Annotated in this window: 10 protein-coding genes; all 10 read left to right on the top strand. The window is 59.0% G+C overall.

Going from position 1 to position 11,503, the window contains the following annotated elements:
* The first annotated feature begins 328 nt into the window (after positions 1 to 328).
* On the top strand, positions 329 to 1,213 hold the full coding sequence (locus tag C1J02_RS15130) for a 5-bromo-4-chloroindolyl phosphate hydrolysis family protein (protein WP_114879321.1): 885 nt from the start codon (positions 329 to 331) through the stop codon (positions 1,211 to 1,213).
* A gap of 39 nt (positions 1,214 to 1,252) precedes the next feature.
* On the top strand, positions 1,253 to 2,449 hold the full coding sequence (locus C1J02_RS15135; protein ID WP_114879322.1) for a toxic anion resistance protein: 1,197 nt from the start codon (positions 1,253 to 1,255) through the stop codon (positions 2,447 to 2,449).
* A gap of 28 nt (positions 2,450 to 2,477) precedes the next feature.
* A complete protein-coding gene (locus C1J02_RS15140) occupies positions 2,478 to 3,413 on the top strand; it encodes a DUF2927 domain-containing protein (protein ID WP_114879323.1) in 936 nt (311 codons plus the stop codon).
* Positions 3,414 to 3,450: 37 nt separating this feature from the next.
* Positions 3,451 to 4,566 carry an SPFH domain-containing protein gene (locus C1J02_RS15145; protein ID WP_114879324.1) on the top strand — a complete coding sequence of 372 codons (1,116 nt, stop codon included), beginning with the start codon at positions 3,451 to 3,453 and terminating at the stop codon, positions 4,564 to 4,566.
* 202 nt (positions 4,567 to 4,768) lie between these two features.
* Positions 4,769 to 5,326 carry a cytochrome b/b6 domain-containing protein gene (locus tag C1J02_RS15150; protein WP_254693115.1) on the top strand — a complete coding sequence of 186 codons (558 nt, stop codon included), beginning with the start codon at positions 4,769 to 4,771 and terminating at the stop codon, positions 5,324 to 5,326.
* 74 nt (positions 5,327 to 5,400) lie between these two features.
* Positions 5,401 to 6,513, top strand: coding sequence for a TFIIB-type zinc finger domain-containing protein (locus tag C1J02_RS15155; protein WP_114879325.1), 1,113 nt, complete (start codon positions 5,401 to 5,403; stop codon positions 6,511 to 6,513).
* Complete coding sequence (locus tag C1J02_RS15160; protein WP_114879326.1) at positions 6,510 to 7,184, top strand: nitroreductase; 675 nt, start codon at positions 6,510 to 6,512, stop codon at positions 7,182 to 7,184. The genes C1J02_RS15155 and C1J02_RS15160 overlap by 4 nt, the downstream gene beginning before the upstream one ends.
* On the top strand, positions 7,184 to 7,630 hold the full coding sequence (gene dtd, locus C1J02_RS15165; protein ID WP_114879327.1) for a D-aminoacyl-tRNA deacylase: 447 nt from the start codon (positions 7,184 to 7,186) through the stop codon (positions 7,628 to 7,630). The genes C1J02_RS15160 and dtd overlap by 1 nt, the downstream gene beginning before the upstream one ends.
* A gap of 151 nt (positions 7,631 to 7,781) precedes the next feature.
* A complete protein-coding gene (locus tag C1J02_RS15170; RefSeq protein WP_114879328.1) occupies positions 7,782 to 9,776 on the top strand; it encodes a CocE/NonD family hydrolase in 1,995 nt (664 codons plus the stop codon).
* Between the two features lie 120 nt (positions 9,777 to 9,896).
* Entirely contained in the window at positions 9,897 to 11,495 is a 1,599-nt protein-coding gene (locus tag C1J02_RS15175) for an ABC transporter substrate-binding protein (protein ID WP_114879329.1), read from the top strand.
* Positions 11,496 to 11,503 lie beyond the last annotated feature (8 nt).

Below are 11,503 nucleotides of genomic sequence, written 5' to 3' on the forward strand. Positions count from 1 at the left end.
AACACCACCAATGGGGGATACCATGACCATCCTGCTGCCAATAAAGCTGGGAAACCATGTGGCGCTGTCCCGCGTTTGGGCAGCCGGCGAGTTACCCCTGAGGCCACGCCTGGACGGTATTGAATGAGGGGACTTGGAAAAACAATGCAAGATTGTCCGACTACCCCCGTGTTTTTCCGCGCCATCGTTGTTATTGTAGACGTTCCGAGATCAATCGACAGGCGAAGGATTGCGCAATGAGGTCAACCGGCTTTCAAAAAGTCTCTTATGTCGCGCTGGTTGTAATCCTTCTTGGCGTCAGCTCCGGCTGGTTGGGGGGCCTGTAAAGATGGCAAAGCGTTTCGGAGGCAAGTACAGCCCGGACGACAGCGACACGCCTCAAACCCAGCATGGTGATCGGGTGGTGGTTGACCCGGTTGGCGGACGTGCAAACGTGATGTTCATCCCGCCTGTTGTGCTGTTTGCAACCACATTGGGCAGCGGGGCACAAAGCCTCGCGTTTGGATTGGTTGGCGCAGGAACCCTGACATTGGGCGCATGGCTGCTGCGCGAAGGGCTGCGTGCCGAAGCGGCCTATGCAGCGCGCAAGGTGGCCCGCCGACCCGCGGTCCCCCGCAAGATTCTGGCAGGAATTGCAACCGGGCTGGGTGCCGGTCTGGCCGTAATCGCCCACCTGAATGTGGCAAGCGATGTGGTTGCCGCAGTGCTTTACGGACTTTGCGCCATGGGTCTGCATTTCGCCGCTTTTGGGATTGATCCGCTCAAATCCAAGGGCATGGAAGGCATCGACACCTTTCAGCAAGACCGCGTGGCACGTGTTGTGGATGAGGCCGAAAAACATTTGGCGGGCATGACCGACGCCATCAAACGCGCCGGTGATCGCAAAGCAGAAGCCCGGTTGGCGCGCTTTCAGGCCACCGCCCGCAATCTGATCCGCACCGTCGAAGAAGACCCGCGCGACCTGACTGCCGCGCGTAAATATCTGTCGGTGTACCTGCGTGGTGCCCGCGACGCGACGGCAAAGTTTGCAGACATTTATGCGCGCACCGGCGATCCGCAGGCGCGCATTGATTACATGGCATTGCTGGATGATCTCGATCACAACTTTGCCGCCCGAAACCAAAAATCTCTGCTGGATGATCGCAGCGATCTGACGGTCGAAATTGATGTGCTGCGCGAGCGGCTTTCCCGAGAAGGGGTGCGTTTGGAATGACACGCCGCCTTCACCCAAAACTTTAAGGAACCAGAGTATATGTCTGAAACTGTAAGAGAAAAAGCGGCCCAGTCCCTCGCCTTGGTCGAAGAGGTTACCGCCGTTATCCTGCCAGAACCGATGGATGCAAATGCTGTCGTTTCCCTGCAAGATGCCGACAAGCCACTCAGCGCCGAGATCAAGCGCCGCATGGGCGAGATCGACATGGAAGACACCCAGTCCATCGTCTCATTCGGTTCTGCCGCGCAGGCCGAACTGCAAGAGATTTCGCAAGCCATGTTGCAGGATGTGCGCAACAAGGATGTCGGCCCCGCCGGTGACAGCCTGCGCAGCATCGTCAGCACGATCCGTGGCTTTTCGGTCTCTGAACTCGATGTACGCCGCAAGCGCAGCTGGTGGGAAAAGCTGTTGGGCAAAGCCGCGCCTTTTGCCCAATTCACCGCCAAGTTTGAAAAGGTGCAGGGCCAGATTGACCGCATCACCGACAATCTGCTGGGCCACGAACACACGCTGCTCAAAGACATCAAGTCACTTGATATGCTCTATGAAAAGACCCTGCAGTTCTACGATGAACTTGCACTTTACATCGCGGCCGGTGAGGCAAAGTTGGCGGAACTGGACACCAAGACCATCCCCGCCAAGGAAAAAACTGTCGCCAAGGCCAAAGAGGCCGATCAGGTGATGGTGGCACAGGAATTGCGCGACATCCGCGCCGCACGCGACGATCTGGAACGTCGGGTGCATGATCTGAAACTGACCCGTCAGGTGACCATGCAATCGCTGCCGTCGATCCGGTTGGTGCAGGAAAACGACAAATCGCTGGTGACCAAGATCAACTCGACACTGGTGAACACCGTGCCGTTGTGGGAAACGCAACTGGCACAGGCCGTGACCATCCAACGTTCCGCCGAAGCTGCTTCAGCGGTCCGCGAAGCCAACGATCTGACCAATGAGCTTTTGACCTCAAACGCCAAGAACCTGCGTGAAAGCAACAAGATGATCCGTGAGGAAATGGAACGCGGCGTGTTCGACATTGAAGCCGTCAAACAGGCAAACGCCGATCTGATTGGCACCATTGAGGAATCGCTGCAGATCGCAGACGAAGGCAAGGCAAAGCGCGCCGCCGCCGAGAAGGACCTCAAGGAAATGGAGGCAAAACTGCGTGATACGCTTGCCTCTGCCAAGGCCAAAAAGACCGGTCTGGGCGACACCGCGTCCGGCGCGGTGCCAAGCTAACCCAATGGTGTCACCGGTTCGAAACAGAATGGCGCGATGGGGCGCGGGGGCCGTGTTGGTCGCCGCCCTTTTCGGCTGTGATGCGGTCCTGGTGGCACCCCCCACCAAACCACCGGCACGGCCAGCTAACGTGGCCCTGCCCGCGCCGGTCGTGGCACAGCCAACATCAGAGAAAAGCGCCGCTTTGCGCAGTTACCTCGCGCAAGTTCAACGCGCACAACTGGCCCAGGGGCTGCTGCGTCGGGATGGCGGCGGGGTGGATACGCCATTTACCGCCGATGTGCTGGCGCGCAACTTTGAACAGATCGCGTTCTACAACGAATATGATGGCAACTTTACGGGCCGTGGCGGGGCCAGCCCGCTGCGCCGCTGGGCAGCACCCGTGCGCATGGAAGTGATCTTTGGCGCAGGCGTGCCCCCCTCACAACGCGCCAGTGACACCGCAGATGTGAAGAGTTACGCAGCCCGGCTGGGCCGTGTCACCGGACACCCCGTCTCGACCTCTGGCAAGCCGAATTTTCTGGTCATCATCGCATCAGAGGATGACCGCGCCGCAACCTTGGCGCAGGCCGCCACGCGGGTGCCGGGCATCTCGGCCAGCTCACTCAATGCCATGCGCGACATCCGCCGCGACACCTATTGCGCGGTTGCCGCCTATGCTTCGGGACCCAATGCCAACACCTATACCGCTGCCGTGGCGGTAATTCGTGCCGAAAACCCCGATCTGCTGCGCCTCTCGTGTATCCACGAAGAACTGGCGCAGGGCATGGGCCTTGCCAACGACAGCCCCGGCGCGCGCCCGTCAATCTTTAACGACGACGACGAATTCGCGTTGCTCACCGACCACGATGAACTGCTGCTCAAGATGCTTTATGACCCGCGGTTGCGCATCGGCATGAACGCAAAAGAGGCCACGCCAATCACCCGCATCATCGCGCGTGAGTTGACGGGCGGCCCGCTTTGAACCACGCTGGATATTGACCAAGAAAAGGACCGACCCCATGGGTATTTTCGATTTCCTCTCAGGCGAATTCATTGACGTCATCCACTGGACCGACGACACCCGCGACACGATGGTCTGGCGGTTTGAACGCGAAGGTCATGAGATCAAATACGGGGCCAAGCTGACCGTGCGCGAAGGTCAGGCCGCCGTTTTTGTGCACGAAGGGCAATTGGCCGATGTGTTCACGCCCGGTCTTTACATGCTTGAAACCAACAACATGCCGATCATGACGACCCTGCAACACTGGGATCATGGCTTCAAAAGTCCGTTCAAGTCCGAAATCTACTTTATCAACACCACCCGGTTCAATGACCTCAAATGGGGCACCAAGAACCCGATCATCGTGCGCGACCCTGAATTTGGCCCCGTGCGCCTGCGCGCCTTTGGCACCTACAGCGTCAAGGTGTCAGATCCCGCCAGATTCCTGACCGAAATCGTCGGCACCGACGGCGAATTCACCATGGATGAGATCAGCTTTCAAATTCGCAATATCATCGTACAGGAATTCTCGCGCACCATCGCACGCGCCCAAATTCCCGTGATGGACATGGCCGCCAACACCCGCGAATTGGGCAAGCTGGTCGGCGGCGAAATCGCTGCACAGATCGCCGAATACGGTCTGTCTATGCCGGAGCTTTACATCGAGAATATCTCGCTCCCCCCTGCGGTCGAAGAGGTCATGGACAAGCGATCCTCGATGGGCGTGATTGGCAATCTCAACGAATACATGCAGTTTCAGGCCGCCGAGGCCCTTGGCCGTGATGGCGGCGGCGCTGCGGCCATTCAGGCGGGTCTGGGTGCCGGTCTGGGCATGCAGATCGGTCACCATGCTGCGACAACCGCTGGCCCATGGGGCGCACGCCCTCACGGCGCAAATGCCGCGATTCCCGCGCCACCGCCGCCGCCCGTCGAACACGTCTGGCACATCGCCGTGGATGGCGACACAACAGGGCCTTTTTCAAAGGCAAGCCTGGGACGCATGGCCGCCGACGGCAGCCTGACGCGCGAAACATTCGTCTGGACCCCCGGTCAGGACGGCTGGCAAAAGGCCGAAGATGTGGCCGAACTGGCGCAATTGTTCACCGTTCTGCCGCCGCCGCCGCCGGGCGCATGAGCAATCGGCCTTTTGCAGATCTGATGGCAACAGCCGCGCAATCGTGGGCGCTGTGCCGATGATACCGCCAATTTTTGGCCCGTTCCGGTGTGATCATGCCCTGCCACTGGTGCAGCCAAGGCCCAATCTGGTGGCCAGCTGAAACTCTGATACTATTGTGGGTGTATGTTCTGACCTGACGAAAACCCAGATTCCAAGACACATGATGTTTCGCACCCTTGCCCCTTATCTGCCTAAGCGCCGCACCGCCTTGAAAGTGATGCATTGGTCCATGGTGCCCTTGCTCATCTGGTTCATCCTTGTGACCCCGTCTGATGTGCTGCCCTTTGGCCCGCGCGCGTTCCAGTTTCATTCGATGCTGGGCCTGCTTTTTGTCACGCTCTGCTTGCTTTGGACCGCCGATTACATGCGCCGCGGTCTGGCAAGCCGACCCGGCCCGAAATTGCCCCCCTGGGCCCGAAAAGTGCATCAGGGTTTGCACAAGGCGCTGATCTGGGGGCTGTTTGGTGTGGCGCTCACCGGGTTTTTCCTGGGCCTGACCTCGGCCACTTTACTCAAAGCAGGGGGCATTTTGCCCATCGCGCCACCCTTGGGCCTGAGACACGCCAATGACATCATCGGCACCATTCATATCTATGAATTCTATCTGCTCGCGATCCTTGCGATCGCGCATGCCGGTTTTCACATCTGGCGACACATTCAGTTGCGCGACAACGCCTTGCGGATCATGGTGCCGCGCATTCTGCACGCCTATTTATAAGACAATCCGCAACCGCTCTGGCACGTCGGCACCATCAGCGCTATGTCTGGTTCAAGCCCTCTGACGGAGCCCCCATGACCGACACTTTCAACGCCCCTGCCCCCGTCTCAGAACACCGCTTTCCCTGCAACAATTGCGGGTCCGACCTGCGATTTGATCCGCAAGCGGGCGAATTGACTTGCGATCATTGCGGCAACACCCAAGCCATCGACGGCACTGGCTTTCAGTTTCAGCCCATCAAGGAACTTGATTTTCAAGCCGGGCTGCGCACCGACCTGCCGGGCACCGAGATGCAGGAAACCCGCGTCACATCCTGCCCCAACTGCGCTGCACAGGTCGAGTTTGAGGATGGCAAACACGCCACCGAATGCCCGTTCTGCGCCACGCCCTTGGTTGTCGATACCGGCATCCATCGGCATATCAAGCCGCGCGCTGTCCTGCCCTTTGCGCTGCCCGAAGACGTCGCACGGGACGCGATGAAAGATTGGCTAGGCAGTCTGTGGTTCGCCCCGAACGGCCTCAAGCAATACGCCCGCAAAGACCGCAAGATGCAGGGCATCTACGTGCCCTACTGGACCTATGATGCCGATACCGTTTCCAGCTATCATGGTGAACGCGGCACCGTTTATTACGAAACCCAGACCGTGATGCGCGACGGCAAACGCACCCGCGTTCAAGTGGCCAAGGTGCGCTGGCGCGCTGCATCGGGACGCGTGGCGCGGTTTTTTGACGATGTGCTGGTGCTCGCCTCAACCTCATTGCCCAAACGCTTTACCGACGCGCTGGAACCTTGGGATCTGTCCGCCCTTGAACCCTATGCGCCCGAATACCTCGCGGGGTTTCGCGCCGAAGCCTATGCGGTGTCGCTTCAAGATGGCTTTGGACAGGCCCGCCAGCACATGGACAGGGTGATCGAGCGGGATGTGAAATTTGACATTGGCGGCGACCGCCAGCGCATCCACGGCATTGATACGGCAGTGTCCAACATCACCTTCAAGCACATCCTGCTGCCGGTCTGGCTCGCGGCCTATAAATACCGCGGGAAAACCTATCGTTTTGTCGTAAACGGACGCACCGGGCGGGTGCAGGGCGAACGGCCCTATTCCACCATCAAAATCACTTTTGCGGTGATCCTTGGCCTTATTCTGGCTGCGATCATTGGCTATTTCGTGGCGCAACAACCATGACATCCTACGACACCCTCACCGATATCCTGAAATCGCGCTATTCGTGCCGCGCTTTTCGGCCTGATCCGGTGCCAGATGATGTGATCACCCAGATCATCACCGCCGCGCGCCATGTCCCCTCGTGGTGCAATGCCCAACCCTGGCAGGTCACCATCACCAAAGGTGCCGCAACCGAAACATTCCGCGATGTCATGATGACAGCCGCCAGCACCGGTAGGCCACCGCAGCCTGACCTTGACTGGCCTTCAAAATATTCCGGGGCCTATGCGGAGCGGCGCCGCACCTGCGGTTACCAGCTTTACGATGCGGTGGGCATTGAAAAATCCGACCGCGCCGGGCGCATGGCCCAGATGCTGCGCAATTACGCGCTCTTTGATGCGCCCCATGTCGCGATCATCCATTCCCCGGCAGAGCTTGGCCCCTACGGCGCAATGGACTCCGGCGGCTTTGTCACCGCATTTACCCTGGCCGCAACGGCGCTTGGCGTTGCCAGCATCCCGCAGGCGGCCATTGCGGGCTACGCGCCGCTGGTCCGCGACCACTTTGACATTGCAGACGACCGGCTGGTCCTCTGCGCCATCTCATTTGGCTATGCAGACAAGGACGCACCGATCAATCAATTTCGCACCGAACGCGCCGTCCCCGACCAGATCATCGACTGGAAATCCTGATGCGCGCCCTGTTGCAACGGGTCAGCGAGGCCGCCGTTAAAGTCGAAGGCAAAACCATTGGTCACATTGGTCCGGGCCTGCTGATCCTGATCTGCGCCATGCCCGATGATACCGAAGCCACAGCAGCGGCGCTTGCCCTCAAAATCTCGAAATTGCGGCTATTCAAAGACGATGCAGGCAAGATGAACCTCAGCCTCACCCAGACCGGCGGTGCCGCATTGGTGGTCAGTCAATTCACCCTCGCCGCCGATACATCGCGCGGCAATCGTCCGGGATTTTCGGGTGCCGCAAAACCCGAACACGCCAACCACCTGTATGAATATTTCACCGCACAACTGGCCGCGCTGAATATCCCGACCCAGACCGGCAAATTTGGTGCCGACATGGCCGTCAGCTTGACCAACGATGGCCCGGTGACGCTCTGGCTGGATACGCAAACCCCCTGACCTTCACCCTTTTCCAAATACCGGCAGGGGCCAGCACCAAACGCGGACGGGGATATTTCGCAAAACATTCGATGGCCCGCCCACAGCCCTTGAATGGCTGCGAAAAGACGATTCAGTTGACAAAATCAGCAACCCGCAAGACCTATAGGCAATGACACAAACCCCAAACGCCCTGCGCGCCATCACCGAAGAGCCTGATCTGGGCATCACCCTTAGCGACGGCTGCCGGCTGTCCGCCCGTGTCTGGCGTCCCAATGATGCTGACACCGATCCTGTCCCCGTGATCCTTGAATATCTGCCCTACCGCAAACGCGACGGGACCTGTGCGCGCGACGCATTGACCCATCCGTGGTTCGCCGAGCGTGGCTATGCCTGCGTGCGGGTCGACATGCGCGGTAATGGCGACAGTCACGGCGTGATGGAGGACGAATACACCCCGCTCGAACAGGCCGATTGCATCGAGGTGATCACATGGCTGGCCGCCCAGCAATGGTGCAATGGCAATGTCGGCATGATGGGCATTTCCTGGGGCGGTTTTAACGGGCTACAGGTTGCGGCCCATGCGCCTGAGCCGCTGAAGGCGGTGATCACACTATGCTCCACCGTGGACCGTTTTGCCGATGACATTCATTTCAAGGGCGGCTGTCTGCTTAACGAAAACCTCGGCTGGGGTGCAACCATGTGGTCCTATTCCAGCCGCGCACCTGACCCTGCATTGCGCGAGGATTGGCGTGAGATGTGGCTGGAGCGGCTGGCCGCAGAACCGTTCCTGCCCTCACTCTGGCTGCGCCACCAACGGCGCGATGCCTATTGGAAACAGGGGTCGGTGATTGAGGATTACAGCGCCATCAAGGCCAGGGTGCTGGCAATAGGCGGCTGGGGGGACGCCTATAAGAACGCGGTCCCGCAGTTGGTCGAAGCCTTGCCGGGTGCCAAAGGCATCGTGGGTCCGTGGGTTCATAAATATCCGCATTTTGCCATCCCCGAACCGCGCATCGGGTTCCTGCAAGAGGCGCTGCGCTGGTGGGACCGCTGGCTCAAAGGGATCGACACCGGGGTTGAGGATGACCCCGATTACCGCGCCTATCTCATGGACGGACTGCGCCCCGCCGCATGGTATCTACAACGGCCCGGTCGCTGGATTGCGGAACCAACCGGGGCCACATCTCATCTGCAAACCAAGACCTTGCATCTGACCAACGATGGGCTGCGCACCACAACCGGTCAGCTTGACCGCACCGTTGCATCCCCTGCGCACTGCGGCGCGGATGCGGGCGAATACTGCGCGATTTGGCTTGGCCCCGAACTGCCCGGTGACCAGCGCAGCGATGATGCGCTGTCAACGACGTTCGACAGCGAACCCTTAAGCGCCGATATGGACATCGTCGGCGCGCCGCGCGTGACGGTTCAGGTTGCGTCAGACCAGCCGCAGGCGCAGATGGCGGTGCGGCTGAACCATATTCACCCCGACGGAGCCGCCACCCGCATCACCTACGGCGTCCTGAACCTCAGCCATCGCGACAGCGCGGAAAACCCAAAGCCAATGGCCGCCGGCAAGGTTGAAAACGTCACGCTTGATCTTGATCACATCGCCTACCGGGTGCCCGCAGGGCATCGGTTGCGGGTCTCCATTTCTGACGCCTACTGGCCCCTGATCTGGCCTTCGCCTGCGCCCACCACACTGACCCTGAGTGCCGGTCAGATCGCCTTGCCCCAGCGCCCGACCTCGGGCAGCGACGAATATGCCTTCCCGCCCCCCACCGCCGCTGATCCCTGGCAGATTGAGACCTTGCGCCCCCAGAATCACATCAGGCGGCGCGAAACAGATATGACCACAGGTGAGGTTTTATTGGTGATCGAAGACGACTTCGGCCGCGTGAAAGACCTCGATCACGGGCTGATCAACGGGTCCATCGCGCGCGAACGCTGGACCATCCATCCAGATGATCCGCTTTCAGCGCGCGGCACATGCCACTGGACCGAAGAACTGCAGCGCGGAGATATCGTTTTGCGCACAGAAACACACTGCACGATGTCATCAGATGCGGCAGATTTCCATCTGACCGCAAGGCTGGAAGCCTACGAAGGTGACACATTGGTATATCACCGCGATATCACTGACAGCGTGAAAAGGGACTGCATGTAACACAACCATCATGGTCTGATGGCTATTAACCCTTGCGACACAAGTCAAAATCGGCAAACTTGACCCATCAGTCAATAAAACGGCGCAACCAAGCGCCATGATTCCAACCGGGAGTATCACATGAACGATCAACTAAAATCTATGACGGCCGATGTGGCCAAGGGCCTGATGACACGCCGCGAATTTGTCGGGCGTGCCGCCGCACTTGGCGTGACGGCATTTGCAGCGAATGCGATGCTGGCGGGTTCAGCGAAAGCGCAGGAAACACCGAAGCGTGGTGGTATGTTGAAAATCGGGTCCTCCGGCGGTGAAAGCACAAACACCCAAGACCCAGCTTTGACTGCGTCCGAAGTGCCGCTCAACAACCTCTATTGCTGGGGTGAAACGCTCACGGATCTTGATTACGATGGCGGCCTGAAACCGCGCCTTGCCGAAAGCTGGGAAGCGTCAACGGACGCCAAAACCTGGACCTTCAAAATCCGCAAGGGCGTGCCGTTTTCAAACGGCAAGGACATGACGCCGGACGACGTCGTCAAAACGTTGCAGCGCCATTCAAACGAGGACAGCCAGTCTGGTGCATTGGGCATCGTCAAAGGCATCGCCGACATGAAAGTCGATGGCGACTATGTTGTGCTTGATCTGGACGAGCCGAACGCCGACCTGCCCTATCTGATGCAGGACTATCACCTGATCATCCAGCCCGGTGGTGGCATGGACGATCCAACAGCTGCAATCGGTACTGGCCCTTATACCCTCGAAATCGACGAACCCGGTGTGCGTCACGCGTTCAAACGTCGCGATGATTATTGGGATTCCGAGAACCGTGGTTGGGCGGACGAAGTTGAGCAACTGGTGCTGAACGATGCCACCGCACGGACCGCCGCGTTGCAATCCGGCCAAGTCCACGCGATCAACCGCGTTGATCCCAAGGTTGCCTCCCTTCTGGGTCGCGCGCCGAACCTTGAAGTACGCAACTCATCTGGCCCCGGCCACTATGTGTTCATCATGCACATCGACACAGCGCCCTTTGACAACAACGAACTGCGTCTGGCGCTGAAGTATGCAATCAACCGCGAGGAAATGGTTGATAAAATCCTGCGTGGCTATGGCTCCATCGGGAACGACATGCCGATCAACGCCTCCTATCCGTTGTTTGACGAAAGCATCCCGCAGCGTGAATTCTCGGTCGAGAAAGCCAAAGAGCATTATGAAAAGTCCGGCCACGATGGCAGCCCGATCATCCTGCGCGTTGCTGATGGTGCCTTCCCCGGTGCAGTTGATGCCGCATCGCTGTTCCAGGAAACTGCCAAGGCGGCGGGTATCCCGCTTGAGATCAAGCGTGAGCCGAACGATGGCTATTGGTCAGAAGTCTGGAACGTACAGCCATTCTGCGCATCCTACTGGGGTGGCCGTCCGGTGCAGGACCAGATGTATTCAACAGCTTATCTGTCGACCGCAGACTGGAACGACACGCGCTGGAAACGTCCCGAATTCGACGCATTGCTGAAAGAAGCGAAAGCCGAACTTGATCAGACAAAGCGCAAGGAAATCTATTCCAAAATGGGCATGATGGTGCGCGACGAAGGTGGTCTGATCCTGCCGATGTTCAACGACTTCATCAACGGGGTCAGCAATGGCCTTGGGGGTTGGGTTGACGATCCATATGGCGAAATGATGAGCAACCAAGCCGCGATCGAATGCTGGCTTAAAGACGCATAGGGCGTATC

The sequence above is a fragment of the Sulfitobacter sp. SK011 genome (assembly GCF_003352065.1).
Lineage (GTDB): Bacteria > Pseudomonadota > Alphaproteobacteria > Rhodobacterales > Rhodobacteraceae > Sulfitobacter.

What these genes read in the sequence shown, in the direction of transcription:
- C1J02_RS15130 (WP_114879321.1), top strand. Translation starts at nt 329, where the DNA reads ATGGCAAAGCGTTTCGGAGGCAAGTACAGCCCGGACGACAGCGACACG.
- C1J02_RS15135 (WP_114879322.1), top strand. Translation starts at nt 1,253, where the DNA reads ATGTCTGAAACTGTAAGAGAAAAAGCGGCCCAGTCCCTCGCCTTGGTC.
- C1J02_RS15140 (WP_114879323.1), top strand. Translation starts at nt 2,478, where the DNA reads ATGGCGCGATGGGGCGCGGGGGCCGTGTTGGTCGCCGCCCTTTTCGGC.
- C1J02_RS15145 (WP_114879324.1), top strand. Translation starts at nt 3,451, where the DNA reads ATGGGTATTTTCGATTTCCTCTCAGGCGAATTCATTGACGTCATCCAC.
- C1J02_RS15150 (WP_254693115.1), top strand. Translation starts at nt 4,769, where the DNA reads ATGATGTTTCGCACCCTTGCCCCTTATCTGCCTAAGCGCCGCACCGCC.
- C1J02_RS15155 (WP_114879325.1), top strand. Translation starts at nt 5,401, where the DNA reads ATGACCGACACTTTCAACGCCCCTGCCCCCGTCTCAGAACACCGCTTT.
- C1J02_RS15160 (WP_114879326.1), top strand. Translation starts at nt 6,510, where the DNA reads ATGACATCCTACGACACCCTCACCGATATCCTGAAATCGCGCTATTCG.
- dtd (WP_114879327.1), top strand. Translation starts at nt 7,184, where the DNA reads ATGCGCGCCCTGTTGCAACGGGTCAGCGAGGCCGCCGTTAAAGTCGAA.
- C1J02_RS15170 (WP_114879328.1), top strand. Translation starts at nt 7,782, where the DNA reads ATGACACAAACCCCAAACGCCCTGCGCGCCATCACCGAAGAGCCTGAT.
- C1J02_RS15175 (WP_114879329.1), top strand. Translation starts at nt 9,897, where the DNA reads ATGAACGATCAACTAAAATCTATGACGGCCGATGTGGCCAAGGGCCTG.